The sequence below is a fragment of the Metaclostridioides mangenotii genome (genome assembly GCF_017873185.1).
Lineage (GTDB): Bacteria > Bacillota > Clostridia > Peptostreptococcales > Peptostreptococcaceae > Metaclostridioides > Metaclostridioides mangenotii.
Genome location: NZ_JAGGJX010000003.1, coordinates 225,511 through 240,479 on the forward strand (window position 1 = coordinate 225,511; position 14,969 = coordinate 240,479).

A 14,969-nucleotide genomic window follows, 5' to 3' on the forward strand; every position below is an offset into this window, starting at 1 on the left:
AGACAAGTCGAGGTGTATATATGGAAAAAATTTTAAAAGACATAATTGAGAAAAATAGAAAATATACAGAGTTTGGATATGTTGCAGACTATATACCTGAGCTTAAAAAAGCATGTAAAGGAGATTTAGGTATCTGTATTATAGATAAAGATAACAATATCTACACAGCCGGAGATGTAGATAAAAAATTTACTATTCAAAGTATATCAAAGCCTATACTTCTGTCTATGATTTTAATGGAAAACAAATATGAATATGTAAATACCAAAGTTGGATTTGAGCCAAGTGAGAATCCATTTAACTCAATAGTTAGCATTGGAAATGAAATTAAAAAGCCATCCAATCCAATGATAAATTCAGGCGCTATAGTCATAACTTCAATGATAAAGGGAAATAGCTATGAAGAGAAAGAAAAAAGGATGTTAGACTACTTCAGAAAATTTGCTGGAAATGAATCTTTGGATATCAATCAAGAAGTATATAAATCTGAAAAGCTTACAGGAGATAGAAATAGAGCAATGGCATATCTACTTAAAAGCAGTGGATTTATAGATGGAGATATTGATGAGATACTGGATCTTTATTTTAAACAATGTTCTATAGAAGCAGATATAAAGGATCTAGCTAAGATGGGTTTGAATTTGTCAACTGATGGGTACAAACATGGAGATGAAGAGTGTTTAATAAGTAAGGAAGTAGCCAAAGCTGTTAAAACAGTTATGTTTACATGTGGTATGTACGATGGATCAGGGGAGTTTGCAATTAAAACTGGAATTCCAGCAAAATCAGGTGTTGGCGGTGGTATTATGGCATCTGTTCCATGTAAAATAGGGATAGGCGTTTATGGCCCATCTCTTAATGACAAGGGTAATAGTGTAGCTGGGATAAAAGTATTAGAAGATTTATCTAAAGAATTAGATTTAGGGATATTTAAAAACTAGAAAGATTTACAAATAGATATATCTATAAATTCATAAAGTATATTATTACAGATGTTAAAACTTCAAATAAAAAATAAGATAAGTAGGTGTAGTTATGTTTTATATAGGACCACATATTTCAATAGCAAAAGGATTTAAAAAGGCAGCTGAAACTGCTGTAGACATAGATGCAAATACATTTCAATTTTTTAGTAGAAATCCAAGAGGAGGTAACGCTAAAAAGTTTGATGAAAAAGATATAAGTGAGTTTCAAAAGATTAGAAAGGAACATAACTTTGGACCTATTCTAGCGCATGCCCCTTATACTATGAATTTAGCAGGAGTTAAAGATGAAGTTTACGAATTTGCAAATATAGTAATTAAAAAAGACATAGAGAGAATGGATTCGTTAGGAATAGAGTATATGTGTTTTCATCCGGGAAGTCACGTGGGATCAGGTGTTGAGGCTGGGATAGAAAAGATAGTTAAAGCACTTAACTTAGCTCTGACAGGAGAAGAAAATATTACAATACTGCTTGAAACGATGGCTGGAAAAGGAACTGAAATAGGGACATGCTTTGAACAAATCAAAGAGATTATAGATCGAGTTGAACGCAACGAAAAATTAGGTGTATGTTTAGATACTTGCCATATATTCTCAGCGGGTTACGATATAGTAAATGATTTAGATGGTGTTATTGACGAATTCGATAGAGTTATAGGCTTAGATAGACTGAAGACTATACACTTTAACGATAGCATGATGCCTTTTGGAAGTAAAAAAGATAGACACGCCCCTATAGGAGAAGGAGAAATTGGAATAGATGCTTTTATAAATATTTTAGAGCATCCAAAACTAAAAGGTATACCTCTGTTTTTAGAGACTCCTTTTGATGATGAAGGGCATAAAAGTGAGATAAAGATGATCAAGGGATTGATAGAAGCGAAGTAAAATATTATTTAGGTATACTTAAATTCACTAAAATATCTGAAAATAAAGAATAGAGTTCTATTTTGCTGTATAATATACATTAATAAAACTTTGTGGGGGTGTATCATGAGAAATTTAGGAAATACTGATATAAAGATTAAAAGAATAGGGTTTGGGGGACTTCCTATACAAAGAATCAATCAAGAAGAGACTAATGATGTTATAAATGAAATAGAAAAATACGGTATAAATTTTATTGATAGTGCTAGAGGATACACAATTAGTGAAGAGGCAATAGGAAATGCAATTGAAGGAAGAAGAGATAAGTTTTTTATAGCAACAAAGAGCATGGCTAGAGACTACGAAGGTATGAAAAAAGATATAGAAATAAGTTTGAAAAACTTTAAAACTGATTTTATAGATTTATATCAATTACACAATGTAAAAGCAGAAGAATACGATAAGATTTTTGAAGAAAATATGGCCTATAAAGCACTTTTAGAAGCAAAAGAAGAGGGCAAGATAAGATATATAGGTATAACTAGTCATAGCTTAGAGACAATAGGAAAAGCAATAGGTACGGATTATTTTGCTACAGTGCAATTCCCTTACAATATGGTGGAGATTCAAGCGGATGAAGTTCTTAAAAAAGCTCATGAAAAGGGAATAGGAACAATAGTAATGAAGCCATTGGCTGGTGGAAATTTGGATGATGCTGAACTGGCACTTAAGTACATAATGTCTAGAGACCACATTGATGTTGCAATACCAGGTATGGATAAAGTTGAGCAAGTAGGTGAAAATATTAAAGCTGCGGATAATCACAAATTAACAGACGAAGATGTTAATAATATTGAAGAAATTAGAACTACATTAGGAAATAAATTTTGTAGAAGATGTGAGTACTGTATGCCTTGTACAGTGGGAATCAATATTCCGACAAATTTCTTATTTGAAGGTTATTACACAAGATATAATTTAAAGGATTGGGCGACTGGGAGGTACGAAAGCCAGGAAGTTAAGCCATCTGCTTGTATAGAATGTGGAGTCTGTCAAAGCAGATGTCCATATGATTTACCGATTATAGATATGTTAAAAAATGTAGGAGAAAAACTTGAAAAATAATAAGTTAAATAAAATAACAGGACAAATGCCCTATTTCTTAGTTATGTTGTAACTTACATCATACTTAGAAATAGGGTAAAGTTCTATCTCAACGCGCGGATTTTCCTTATCTATAAAATCAAACATCAATACTGGCTTTAATTGTTTATCATTTTTTATAATACCGCTTTTTTCAATTCCATCGCATATACTTTTCGGATAGTTGTGTAGATCTCCCATTCGTTTATCAGGAAAATACAATTTCAGTACAGTAATAATATTTTCTTCAATTGTTTCTCCTTGATATTCTTTGTTTATATATCCAGCAATCATATTTTCATAAGCTAAATATCTAGAATGTTTACCTTTGGAAGGCATCCATGCTTGTCCATTTACATTTTGTAATTTAAAGTTGGATTTACTTATAGGTCTTCCAGGAATAGTTATTTTTATCAAATTTATCACCTTCCTATGCTATATTTATTATAGTGGTGAAGTTAATAAAAATCAAATTTATATAGGGGTAGTGTAATGAATAGTGAGAGACTTAAATCTATATGTAACTCTATAGGTATAAAAACTGTTGGAGTTGCGGGAGTTGATAAAAGCGAAAACCTTAAAGAATTGCTTGAATACAGAGCATTTAACAATTTAAATACAGGTCTTGAAGAACCTGATATATTAAAGAGAATAGATCCAAAGCTTATAATGGAAGATGCAAAATCTATAATAGTTTGCGCTTTTCCCTACTATGCTGGGGAATTTGAGAATTCAAATATATCGAAGTACTGTTATGGTTTAGACTACCATATAGTAGTAAGAAATATGTTAAATAATTTATGTGAATTAATAAATGATGAAGTTGAAAATTTTGAATACAAGGTATTTGCTGATAATGGACCACTTGTTGATAGATATTTAGCCTATCTTTCTGGGATAGGTTATTATGGTATAAACAATAGTATTATAACTGATGAATTTGGGTCCTATGTGTTTATTGGTTACATTGTAAATAATTTTGAATTTGCTGTAGATAAGCCTTTGCTGAAAACTTGTATTAATTGTGGAAAATGCGTTAAATATTGTCCGGGAAATGTTATATTAGGAAATTATAAGATAAATCCAACTAAGTGTTTATCTTATATTACACAAAAAAAAGGGAATTTGTCAGAAGAAGAACAGAATATATTAAAAAATAGTGACAAAGTATTCGGTTGTGATATTTGCCAAGAAGTATGCCCACACAATAAAGATATAAAGAAGACAAATATCGAAGAATTTAATAATAATTTATTAGTAAATTTAAATCGAAGTGATATAAGTGAACTTTCCAATAGGGAATTTAAAAGAAAGTATGGGGATAGAGCATTTAGCTGGAGAGGCAAAGGAATAATAATTAGAAATATGGATATTTTATCAGATGAATAACTTATAGAGAAACTTAATGCCTTCTATTAGCTTAACATTTATATGTTAAAAAACATAACATATTAGAGAAGCAAATAGGGAGGTTGGTTTATGTTAAAATATAATAACACATCCGAAATAAAACCATCTGATGATATTTTAAGTCAGAAAAGAGCAGAAAAAGCTATTGAGTTGGGTTTGAAAGTTGATAATCCTACTTATAATATATATGTTGCTGGCGAACCAGGTTTAGGTAAAAGTAGATATGTCTTGAAGATGATAGAAAAGCAGACACCAGTAGTAAATAATTTTAGAGACTGGTGTTATCTATATAATTTCAAAAATCCTAGAGAGCCTATGATTTCAAATTTTGATCCGGGTAAAGGTAAAGAGTTTAAGGATGATATTGAAGGTCTATTAGAAAATATTTTAGATGAATTGAATAGTATATTTGACAGTGAAGGTTTTGAATTAGGTAAATCTGAGCTTCTGGAAGAGTACGAAAATAAAAAGGATCATTTACTAAAAAAGATAAAAAAATATGGAGAGGATATGGGATTTATTCTTAAGAATACAAGTTCAGGAATAGTATTTTTACCAAAACATGAGGAAGAAGAAGATAACGGCGAAGAATTTGATGAATTAGCATTTAAAAATAATAAAAAAAAGCTTGAAAAAATGTCTTTACAAGTTGTATACAAATTGAAAGAATTAGAGGAATCTGCGGAGAAAGCAGTTTCAAAGCTTGAGAAACAGATTGCAGAATACATTATAAATCCCCTTATAGAATCTCTTAAAGAAAAATACAAAGGTGATAGCAGTGTTTGTATTTTCTTAGATAATTACAGCAAGGAAATTATAAAGGATATGGATTTAATATATATAGATGCAGATGCTTCTAAACCGAAATTAGAAAAAGATTTCTTTAAAAAGTATAAAGTTAATTTATTTATAGATAATTCAGAAATGAAAGATAGTAATTCTAAACCAGTAGTAACAGAATTAAATCCGACTCCATTAAATTTATTTGGTAGAGCTGAATATGATTATTCAAATGGAAATATAAAGACTGACTTTACAAAATTACTTCCAGGATCTATACAAAAGGCAAATGGAGGATATCTAATTTTACATTCAGATCATCTTTTTAGAAATGCAACTTCATGGGAGATGCTAAAGAGAACATTGAGATCTCAGTCTATAGAATTAGAGACTCAGACATCGCTTAAACCACAGAGTATGCCACTAGATTTAAAGATAATTTTAATTGGGAACAAGCAGATTTACAATACTTTATATAGACATGAACAAGATTTTAAAAGTTACTTTAAAGTTTTAGTAGACTTCGATGATAATATAGAAAATACTGAAGAAAGTGAAGACTTAATAGCTCAGTATATTGCATTAAATTGCACTGAAAATGGCCTAAAACATCTTGAGTACGATGCAGTTTCTGAGGTTATAAAACACTGTATAAAGCTTGTGGGTGATAATGGAAAGATTTCTACTAAACTTGATAAGATAGATGAAATATTAATTGAGTCAGATGCAATTGCAAGGAATTCTGAGTATAAATATATTAGAAAAGAAGATGTAAATAAAGCTATAAAAAATAAAAAAGATAGAATAAGCAAAATTGAACATAAAATGAATGAGTCTGTATCAGAAAAGTTTACATTAATAGAAACTAGTGGATCTCGAGTAGGGGTAATCAATGGGCTTTCAGTTCTAAATACTGGTGAGTACTCATTTGGAAGACCTTCGAGAATAACAGTGACTACTAGTCCAGGAAATAAGGGAATAGTAAATATTGAAAGAGAAGTAGATATGAGTGGATCTATCCATAATAAGGGAATATTGATATTGGGTGGATATCTATCTGAAAACTTTGCTCAAGATTTTGTACTTTCGATAAATGCATATATATGTTTTGAGCAAAATTATGGAGGAGTTGACGGTGATAGGTCGCCATCTACTAATTACCCTTAAATACAAACTTAGAGTTTCCAACAGTTCTAGAATTAATTTATGTCAAGGTTTAATTCAATTTCAATTTTAAAATCATCTTTCTTTGTATTTGGTTCTTTTATACAGAAGATTTTTTTAATAACTGTTTTTAATAGAGAGTTTTTCTTTTCAATATTAGTGATAGTAGGATATAAATCTATTACATTTTTAAGTCCGTCTATTATTTCCTTTTCTGTTTTTTTAGGTGATTCATATATATTTACTTTTTCGAGTTCTTTTAACTTGACTTTTATATTCGTTATTCTATTTTTTAGATTTTCTGAACGTTCTAAAAAAACATCATCATCATAGATTCCACGTTCTAATAGGTCATATAGTTTAATTTTTTGTTGCTCTAATTCTTTTAACTCTGACTCGAATTTGTAAATGATAAATAGATCTTTAGATTCTTTTGACGCGTCTTTTTCTTCATAGTCAATCTTATTTACTTGTATCTTATAACTATCTAGTGTATCTTGTAATGCTCCGATTACAATGTCTTCGAAAACTTCAAAACGTATCTGTCTATTTCCACAAGTTTTATTGCATCTTAAATAAATGCCTACATCTTTAGTGTTATAATTCATAGAAGCACCACATTTACCACAAACAACTAATCCTGAAAAAGGATTTTTAATTGGCCATTTACCCCTATGTTTGAGTTTACCACTTCTTATAGCTTGTGCTCTTTCAAACATTTCTACACTGATTATAGGTTTAATATTAGCTTTTATATATTCCACCTTGTCCTCTTCTTGCTTTTCAAAAATATAATTACCATTTTCATTTAGTTTCCTTGTCTGTTTAACACGCCCACGGCTAAAATACCCACAATAAGCTTTGTTTTTTAATATCGAAGTTACACTTGTTGGATGCCAACTATCAGATTTTGCAGGCTTAACTCCCAAACTGTCAAGATAACGAGCAATTTTATATACACCAAGATTTTGATTAACATATAGATCGTATATTAGATATACAGTTTCTGCATTTTCATCCTGAACCAAATGTCTTTTACCCGCAGAATCGTATTGATTTTTATATCCAAAAGGTGGATCACCGAAAACATAATTACCATCTCTAAAGCTTTTTAATTGCCCTCTTGTAAGACGCTTTTTAATCATTTTCAATTCTTGTCTAGCGATGAATGTTTGCATTTCAGTCATTTGTTCGTCTAAATCATCATCAAGATCATATATTTTTTGCGGAGTTATTATTTTAGTATTTGAATATTTAAAAGTCTCTAGAATAAGTCCTTGATCTTTCATTCCACCACGGCCAAGACGATCGATATCCATAACAAGAACTGCGTCATATTTGTTGTCTTCAACCTCTTGTAATAGTTTGATCATTTGAGGGCGGTTTATTATAGAATCTCCTGAAACTATTTCTTCTTTAATATCAACTATGTTTAAATTTTTCTTTTTAGCCACGTCAAGAAGAACAGCTTTATGTTTGGCAAGAGTTTCGAATTCTCCAATCTGCTCTGCCTCTAAATCAGCACGTGACTTACGTAAATACATAGCAACGTTCATTTTTTATCCTCCTTAAATCTCGTTTTAACTTATGGTTATATATTATCATAAAAAGAACATGCGTAGAAATATTACATTTTTTGTACATTAATCGTTTTCCTTATTGTATGATTAATAGTATATATTGAGAGAGGGAGATATACATGAAGTTCAAACAACTGGCGGATACTCCGGAGGAGTTCGTCTATATCCTGTTTATGATAATTAATCAGAAGAAAAAGTATAAATTAATTGATAAAAACACCTTGCAGTTAATTAATAGCTGCGAGGTGTTTTTATCAATTAATTATATTGTATTTAAAAGGTTAAGATTATTTAGCTGCCCAGATTTCAATTTCTAATTTTATCTCTTTTAACCCTAAAGCACTAACATACGCAACAGTCATTGAGGGATAAGGTACTTTAAAAAAATTTTCATATACTTGATAGAAGTAATCCCAGTCGATTTCTTCTATAGCCCATATATTTACTTTTATTATATTATCCGGTGTCAAACCTACACTCTTTAATAGATTTGATATATTTAAAAATGTATTATTCACTTGCTGATTAAATTCTACAGGAAAATTGCCATCTAAGTCTGCACCAACTTGTCCAGAGAACGTATAGAACGTTGCATTAGGTTCTATCTTTGTAATATGTGTATAGTTGCCTACTGCTTTACTTACCTTTGATGAATTTAATCTGCTAACTACATTATTATTCATACTATTAATTCCTTTCTGTATTGGGATATAATAATTTCTACCTCAATATATTCTTTATAATATATTGTTATCCATTGATAGAAATCTTTTTGTCAAAAACAGAAATGGAAAATTTATTGAATTTTAAATAACTAGCATATAAACTTTTTTTCATTTTGACACCTCCTATACTACAGATTATATGAATTATAATATGTGTTGTCAATTAAAGTTAAGATTGAGTAATAAAAAAGACGCTATTTAAAGCGTCTATTATTCTTTCACCATTTTTTTCATCAAATCAAATCCATTTGGAAATTTCTTTGATCTTCAGTTAGCTCACTAAACACTTTGATCATATTTTTCATAAATTTATCGTAACTACCCAATATAACGCCATAAGTGAGTACATGTGTTAAACAAGACATAGGACAAATTTATTTAAGCATACCTTTTTATTAGAGGTGATTATATGGTTAAGTTAATTGCGGAAAATTTTGAAGAAAACGGAAAGAAGTATAGCAGATTATACAAACGCGGAAATGGAAGAGCTTATATAATCTCTGCAAATAATACCAAAGAAGAACAAGAAGAAGTATTTAAAGCTATGAAACGCGAGTATATAAACGCAACGATAGATATGTATTAATAAGTTTAGAAGTTGTGCTTCGGCACTTCTTTAAAGATAAATAGGACAAGCAGAGGGGAAAATAAATGAATATTTGTTCACGAGACGAAGGGAAAATTGAGAACCAGCAAGCAGTTGTTGACGATTTGTATTACGCTTTGTCGTGTTATGGAAAAATAAGAGCATGAGATGATGTACATATGAAATTATGTGATTTAAGAATATGGATAGGCAAAGTATACTGCAGATGTGTACAGTTAAGCAGAGATAATAAGTATTTGAGAAGTAAACTGGGTTTGAATAACGTAACAAAAGATGAGTGATTTGAAAAGAATTGAATTAATAAATATATTATGTACAAGACAGTGAAAGTTAACACATATAATCAATTTTTACTAATATTAATACAATGATTATAGTAAGATACTTTTAGCATTAATATGTCAAAAGTCTAAAGATTTACAAATAAATATATGATTGAATCTCAAGCAATCTATCAGAAGGAGGATTGTAAAATGCTTAGACAAACTCCTTGTGAGCATGAACATGCGCATGAATTTACAAGGACACCGGTTACAGAAACAGAACGTAGAGGGAAGGATAAAGTTTTTATATATTATGATGTATATTTCTGTGAGTCATGTGGTTGTACGTTTAAGATAATCACAGATATAGAAGTAAAGATAAACTACTATAAATGGATATAGTTGGTATGCAGAGGGTGCTTTTGCAAACACATAAGTGCCTTCTGAAATACAAGGAATATGAGGCGGGAAATATTGAAAGTAGAATTTACAATACCAGGAGAGTGTGTCAGTAAAGATAGACCTAGGTTTTATAATGGGCATGCTCGAGGTTCTTAGTGAAGAAGAATCATTTGTTTGATTTGAAGGATATATAATAAATAAAAAATAGAAGGCGATAAAGGCCTTCTATTTTTTATTTATTGAAATTTTGGAGGTTTTGCATCAACATTAAAGTTTTCTCCAGGTGATGGACTAGAAAGATCAAAGTATAGTTTTGAATCTTCCGTTACTCCAAAGCTTTGATTTGATCCAGTGTTACTTACTTTATTAAATGCCTCTCTAAACATAGCATTATGAGCCTCTTCTCTATTTAACAAAAAGTCTATCGTTTCTTTTACAAATTTATCATCTATTTGTCTGTATAGATATTGATAAACGACCTTTGCTCTTTGTTCTGATGCTATGTTTGATAGCAGATCAGCACATAAATCACCTGTTACAGTTACATAATCGCCTGTCCAAGAGTATCCTGAAGCATTTATTAAACCAGGATTTAATCCAAGTAAGACATGAGATTGTATTTCACCTGCACCAACTGCTTCATAGTCGACATCATGGCCATTAAGCATATTAATCATAGTCCCTACCATTTCCATATGGCTTAATTCCTCAGCAGCGATATCTAAAAATAAATCCTTTATTTCAGGATCTTTTATTCTGAAACTTTGAGAGATATATTGCATTGCAGCTTTTAACTCTCCATTACCTCCTCCTAATTGTTCTTGAAGTAATGCAGCGTATTGAGGGTTAGGTCTCTCGATTCTAACTTCTTGTAAAAGTTTCTTTTCGTGTTTAAACATAACATACCTTCTTTCTATTTTTATCCTTAATTTTAATATTGTCATTGACGATATTTTTATACAATGTTTTTATAGATAACTTCAAAAACATTTGTAATTGCATTTTAATTTCCTGTTTTGGATATAAACCTATGAGACAAGTTGGGGGATAGTCTTTTCTTTATAGGAATTTATTGGTATTATGATTATAATAGATGATACAAAGGTGATATATCTAAAGGAGATGAAGATATTGACTTATATAAAAAGAATGCAACTATATTTAAATAGAAAAAATATTGATATTGCGTTTGTATTTGTAATGCTAGGAATTATTATGAGCTCATTCTTCGCTAATGCTTGGATAATTTCTTTATTAGCTTGTCTTTTCATTAAAGATGACGAAACAAATACAAATTAAAACATAAAGTTTACACTTTCGTTACAGAGGTTAACGAGTATTGTTTTCCTCGATAAAGGTATTATTGAATTTGACTGAAATAAAGAAAAATTTTTATAAAGTACAAATCAAAAACTTCAGAGATATTTATAGAAGTTTATTAATTAAGTCAGCATATGCTGACTTTTTTTATTGGTTACTTTATTCTATAAAGTTTCCTTATTGTGGTAAAGAATATAAAACTGCCTAAATTTGAGAGGGTGATATAGTTTAATGGATTAAATGCAATTAATTAATAATATAAATAGAACTTTAGAATAAGTAAAACTCCCAGCTTTACTGTGTTAACATATATTAACAGTAAAAACCCTGCAATAGTTATGTTAGTATAAATTTAAATCATAATATAAAAAAATTATACTAATAGATATCTATATACTAAATGGATATGTATAGGAATAAATTTTTTAAAAAAAAGGGGAGTAGATTTTAAATGCATATTAAAAAGTACATATCAGTTTTAATGGCAGGTTCAGTAATTATAAGTGGATTACTTATGACTAGCACAGTAAATGCATATGCAGAGAGCGGAAACACGAAAAGAAAAGTAGTAAATTGTTCAAAAAAATCGGCGGTAATTTTGGCTAGTGGTGAAAAGTATACAGATATTTTAACTGCTACAGTTTTAGCAAATGAAAAAAATTGTTCTATACTTTTAACTTCAAAAGATTTTGTTGATCAAAATACTGTGAATGAAATTAAGAGATTAAAAGTTGGAGAAGTTATAATATCTGGTGGGGTAGACTCAGTTTCTGAAAATGTTGAGAGACAGCTTAATGATTTTAATGTCAGAAGAATAGCTGGTGAAGATAGATACGAAACTGCAGTTAAAATAGGAGATGAAGTAAGATCATTGTCTGGTAATCTCGATGATGCAATGTTAGTAGATGGGACAAATTTCCCTGACGTTATTACAATCTCTGCGTTGGCATCTCAAAAGAGAGCACCAATATTGATAACTCAACCGGAACAATTGGTTAAATCTACTAAAGATACCTTACAAGAGTGGAACATCAAAAATACAACTATTGGTGGAAGTTATGATTCTGTGTCAAAAAATATAGAAGATAATCTTGAAGTTACTAATGTTAGTAGAATAGGTGGAGCTGACAGATATGAGACAGCTGAGTTAGTTGGGGCAGAAGTAAGAAATCTAACTGGAAACTATGATGATATGATCTTGGTTGATGGGACTGATTTCCCTGATGGTATAACAATAAATAGTTTAGCATCTAAATTTAATGCTCCTATAATGTTAACACCACCAAACAAAATTTCAGAAACCACTAGTAACAAAATTAATGATTGGTCAATACAAAATATACTAATAGGTGGAGGCTATAAGTCAGTATCTAAGAGTATTGAGGAGAATTTAGGGGTAGAGAATAAGGAAAGAGTTGCTGGAGTTGATAGATATGATACAGCGGTTAAGATATCTCAAAGACTATCACAACTAAAAAACTATATAGGAAAATAAAGATAAATTAAAGAACTTAAACAAGTAATTTTATATAGGAACAAAAAGGGACTTAAAATATATATTTTGAGTCCCTTTTTTGTTTTTAACTAAAAACAACTCAACTTTGATCATACTACACATATAAGGTAGATAGTATGGATATATTCGATGAAAAAGGAATTAAAACAATGTTAATAGCAGAGATGCAAGAAGATCTTATTGATCTATATAATAGGATTAATGAATACTGAAAGTAGTTTATATAGAATTATTTTATAATTAACAATTAATTAACAAAGTTCTTGTTTTATTTGATATAATACATATGAGAATAGATAATTTCATATGGCAAGATGAATTTCCAATTTTCAGACCTAAAAACATCCGTCCCTTAAGCGGATGTTTTTTATTGCAATACTTAATAGGTACAAAGTGTTATTTATTGGTGATACTGTTGGAGTGGATTATATTCTTATCCACTAATATATTATATGAAATAAACATAGAATAGTATTTAAAAGTTTATCAGCTAATCAAATGGTAATGGAATTGATAGGTAAAATTAATTGTATATTATAAATATTAAACTCTAAATAGGAATGATTTTAAGATAAATATTATATCTAGACGGATATATCTATCTTTTTATACAATTTGAGAATAAAAAGATAAACAGAAAATATAATAATAAGGGGTTTAATAGACTAGATATTAAATAACTACAATAAAATGAGGAGTGGTTATTAATGACTAATAGTAATGATTATAGATTAGATGGAAATAATAATGTTATTTATGATATAACTGTGACATTTACACCTAATTTTTTTAATGAGTTCGAATCAGCCGGTTATCAGTACGATTTCATAAGATTAACTAATAATATAGGAGTTATGCGTTTAAGTGAAGAAACTTATACACAAGGGTTAGAAGATATATTAGCATTGCGATCAGTAGTAAATGTTGAAAGAACTATAAGAATGGCGCCATTATCCAAAGTTAGTCTAGGGGTTGAAAATGGTATTGTGGCAACTGAAGAAATAGGTGTTAATTACTTTAAAAACAACCCCAATATATCTATAACTGGTAGAGGAGTAATAATAGCGGTTGCAGATAGTGGTATAGATTATTTACATCCCGATTTTATATATCCAGATGGGACGTCAAAAATACTTTTTCTATGGGATCAGACAAAAGATGGTATACCTCCAGAAGGTTTTTATTTTGGAACAGAGTATACAAGGGAAGACATTAATAGAGCTATACAGAATAATGACTCAAGCCTATCTCAAGATGAAATAGGAAGAGGAACGATGATTAGCGGTATATGTGCTGGTATGGGAAACGTAAATCCAGAATATGCAGGAGTTGCATATGAAGCCGATTTGATTATTGTAAAACTTGCTACGATAGAAGGATATTATAATAATGCAATGTTGTACGCATCAACAGAGTATGCATATAGAAAGTCTAGACAATTAAGAAGGCCTATAGTTATAAATATATCTTATGGAAGTAATAATCTTATAGGGCTTACAAACGTAAATACAACAAGATACTATGAAAGAGGCTATTGTGAGGTTGCTGGGGCTGGAGATGAGGGAGATACACAGACACATACTACTGGGAGACTACAATTTAATGGAGATACAGCCAATGTCGAGATTGAGCTTAATGAAGATGAAGAGGATCTAACTATAGACCTGTGGGTACAAAGGCCAGATTTAATAGATATGGAATTAGTTTCTCCATCAGGTGAAATTACTAGGGGGGTAAGCGCATACTCTAACTATCTTGAAGTAAGAGGACTACTTGATTTAGAGGGTACTTCTTATACAATAACCTCGAGATATCCTACAACCGTGTCAGGTCAACAATTTATACAAATACATTTACGAAATGTAGTACGTGGTGTTTGGACAATAAGACTCACTGGAATTAATATAATTAATGGAAGATATAATTTATACTTACCTAATAGAATATTTATAAATAGTGGAACAAGATTTAGGAATCCCGACCCATCTTATACAATAAATTTTCCTGCGATCAGAGAAGAAATTATAACCGTAGGTACCTATAATTCATTTAACAGGAGCTTGTGGAATAGTTCTTCAAGAGGTCCAACTATTCAAAATTGGGCAAAGCCTGGTATCATTGCTCCAGGTGTAAATATTATTGCTCCTTATCCTGGAAATACTTATGGGACTATAACAGGGACAGGAGCATCAGCAGCGCATGTTTCAG

14 protein-coding genes are annotated in these 14,969 nt (G+C 30.1%); 10 read left to right on the forward strand and 4 right to left on the reverse strand.

Annotated elements, in window-relative coordinates; genetic code table 11:
• The first annotated feature begins 20 nt into the window (after positions 1-20).
• The 3 genes from glsA (at position 21) to J2Z43_RS09695 (ending at position 2,976) form a co-directional block, all read left to right on the forward strand.
• The gene (gene glsA, locus J2Z43_RS09685) at positions 21-941 is read left to right on the forward strand and encodes a glutaminase A (RefSeq protein WP_209457003.1); all 921 of its coding nucleotides are present in this window, start codon (positions 21-23) and stop codon (positions 939-941) included.
• Between the two features lie 94 nt (positions 942-1,035).
• Positions 1,036-1,872 carry a deoxyribonuclease IV gene (locus tag J2Z43_RS09690; RefSeq protein ID WP_209457004.1) on the forward strand — a complete coding sequence of 279 codons (837 nt, stop codon included), beginning with the start codon at positions 1,036-1,038 and terminating at the stop codon, positions 1,870-1,872.
• A gap of 105 nt (positions 1,873-1,977) precedes the next feature.
• A complete protein-coding gene (locus J2Z43_RS09695; protein ID WP_209457005.1) occupies positions 1,978-2,976 on the forward strand; it encodes an aldo/keto reductase in 999 nt (332 codons plus the stop codon).
• A 30-nt stretch (positions 2,977-3,006) separates the two neighbouring features.
• On the opposite strand, the gene J2Z43_RS09700 is transcribed toward J2Z43_RS09695, so the two are convergent.
• Positions 3,007-3,411, reverse strand: a complete 405-nt coding sequence (locus J2Z43_RS09700; protein WP_209457006.1) for a RusA family crossover junction endodeoxyribonuclease — start codon at positions 3,409-3,411, stop codon at positions 3,007-3,009.
• 75 nt (positions 3,412-3,486) lie between these two features.
• Here J2Z43_RS09700 and queG point away from each other — a divergent pair, with 75 nt between their 5' ends.
• Both queG and J2Z43_RS09710 read left to right on the forward strand, forming a co-directional pair.
• On the forward strand, positions 3,487-4,383 hold the full coding sequence (gene queG / locus J2Z43_RS09705) for a tRNA epoxyqueuosine(34) reductase QueG (protein WP_209457007.1): 897 nt from the start codon (positions 3,487-3,489) through the stop codon (positions 4,381-4,383).
• Positions 4,384-4,473: 90 nt separating this feature from the next.
• Positions 4,474-6,351 carry an AAA family ATPase gene (locus J2Z43_RS09710; protein WP_209457008.1) on the forward strand — a complete coding sequence of 626 codons (1,878 nt, stop codon included), beginning with the start codon at positions 4,474-4,476 and terminating at the stop codon, positions 6,349-6,351.
• A gap of 32 nt (positions 6,352-6,383) precedes the next feature.
• Here the strand turns inward: J2Z43_RS09710 and J2Z43_RS09715 are convergent, their stop codons facing one another.
• Complete coding sequence (locus J2Z43_RS09715) at positions 6,384-7,904, reverse strand: recombinase family protein (protein WP_209457009.1); 1,521 nt, start codon at positions 7,902-7,904, stop codon at positions 6,384-6,386.
• A gap of 311 nt (positions 7,905-8,215) precedes the next feature.
• The gene (locus tag J2Z43_RS09720) at positions 8,216-8,611 is read right to left on the reverse strand and encodes a RidA family protein (RefSeq protein ID WP_209457010.1); all 396 of its coding nucleotides are present in this window, start codon (positions 8,609-8,611) and stop codon (positions 8,216-8,218) included.
• A gap of 451 nt (positions 8,612-9,062) precedes the next feature.
• On the opposite strand from J2Z43_RS09720, the gene J2Z43_RS09725 reads away from it, so the two are divergent.
• Together J2Z43_RS09725 and J2Z43_RS09730 are read left to right on the forward strand one after the other, a co-directional pair.
• Entirely contained in the window at positions 9,063-9,239 is a 177-nt protein-coding gene (locus J2Z43_RS09725) for a hypothetical protein (RefSeq protein WP_209457011.1), read from the forward strand.
• A gap of 494 nt (positions 9,240-9,733) precedes the next feature.
• Positions 9,734-9,925, forward strand: coding sequence for a hypothetical protein (locus J2Z43_RS09730; protein ID WP_209457012.1), 192 nt, complete (start codon positions 9,734-9,736; stop codon positions 9,923-9,925).
• Positions 9,926-10,161: 236 nt separating this feature from the next.
• Here the strand turns inward: J2Z43_RS09730 and J2Z43_RS09735 are convergent, their stop codons facing one another.
• A complete protein-coding gene (locus J2Z43_RS09735; RefSeq protein ID WP_209457013.1) occupies positions 10,162-10,824 on the reverse strand; it encodes a manganese catalase family protein in 663 nt (220 codons plus the stop codon).
• A gap of 181 nt (positions 10,825-11,005) precedes the next feature.
• Between J2Z43_RS09735 and J2Z43_RS09740 the strand changes: the two genes are divergently transcribed.
• The 3 genes from J2Z43_RS09740 to J2Z43_RS09750 all read left to right on the forward strand — a co-directional run.
• Positions 11,006-11,224 carry a hypothetical protein gene (locus tag J2Z43_RS09740; protein ID WP_209457028.1) on the forward strand — a complete coding sequence of 73 codons (219 nt, stop codon included), beginning with the start codon at positions 11,006-11,008 and terminating at the stop codon, positions 11,222-11,224.
• A gap of 472 nt (positions 11,225-11,696) precedes the next feature.
• A complete protein-coding gene (locus tag J2Z43_RS09745) occupies positions 11,697-12,740 on the forward strand; it encodes a cell wall-binding repeat-containing protein (protein ID WP_209457014.1) in 1,044 nt (347 codons plus the stop codon).
• Between the two features lie 728 nt (positions 12,741-13,468).
• Positions 13,469-14,969: S8 family peptidase (locus J2Z43_RS09750; RefSeq protein WP_209457015.1), on the forward strand; the 1,501-nt coding region annotated here is incomplete at its 3' end.

What these genes read in the sequence shown, in the direction of transcription:
- glsA (WP_209457003.1), top strand. Translation starts at nt 21, where the DNA reads ATGGAAAAAATTTTAAAAGACATAATTGAGAAAAATAGAAAATATACA.
- J2Z43_RS09690 (WP_209457004.1), top strand. Translation starts at nt 1,036, where the DNA reads ATGTTTTATATAGGACCACATATTTCAATAGCAAAAGGATTTAAAAAG.
- J2Z43_RS09695 (WP_209457005.1), top strand. Translation starts at nt 1,978, where the DNA reads ATGAGAAATTTAGGAAATACTGATATAAAGATTAAAAGAATAGGGTTT.
- queG (WP_209457007.1), top strand. Translation starts at nt 3,487, where the DNA reads ATGAATAGTGAGAGACTTAAATCTATATGTAACTCTATAGGTATAAAA.
- J2Z43_RS09710 (WP_209457008.1), top strand. Translation starts at nt 4,474, where the DNA reads ATGTTAAAATATAATAACACATCCGAAATAAAACCATCTGATGATATT.
- J2Z43_RS09715 (WP_209457009.1), bottom strand. Translation starts at nt 7,904, where the DNA reads ATGAACGTTGCTATGTATTTACGTAAGTCACGTGCTGATTTAGAGGCA.
- J2Z43_RS09720 (WP_209457010.1), bottom strand. Translation starts at nt 8,611, where the DNA reads ATGAATAATAATGTAGTTAGCAGATTAAATTCATCAAAGGTAAGTAAA.
- J2Z43_RS09725 (WP_209457011.1), top strand. Translation starts at nt 9,063, where the DNA reads ATGGTTAAGTTAATTGCGGAAAATTTTGAAGAAAACGGAAAGAAGTAT.
- J2Z43_RS09730 (WP_209457012.1), top strand. Translation starts at nt 9,734, where the DNA reads ATGCTTAGACAAACTCCTTGTGAGCATGAACATGCGCATGAATTTACA.
- J2Z43_RS09735 (WP_209457013.1), bottom strand. Translation starts at nt 10,824, where the DNA reads ATGTTTAAACACGAAAAGAAACTTTTACAAGAAGTTAGAATCGAGAGA.
- J2Z43_RS09740 (WP_209457028.1), top strand. Translation starts at nt 11,006, where the DNA reads ATGATTATAATAGATGATACAAAGGTGATATATCTAAAGGAGATGAAG.
- J2Z43_RS09745 (WP_209457014.1), top strand. Translation starts at nt 11,697, where the DNA reads ATGCATATTAAAAAGTACATATCAGTTTTAATGGCAGGTTCAGTAATT.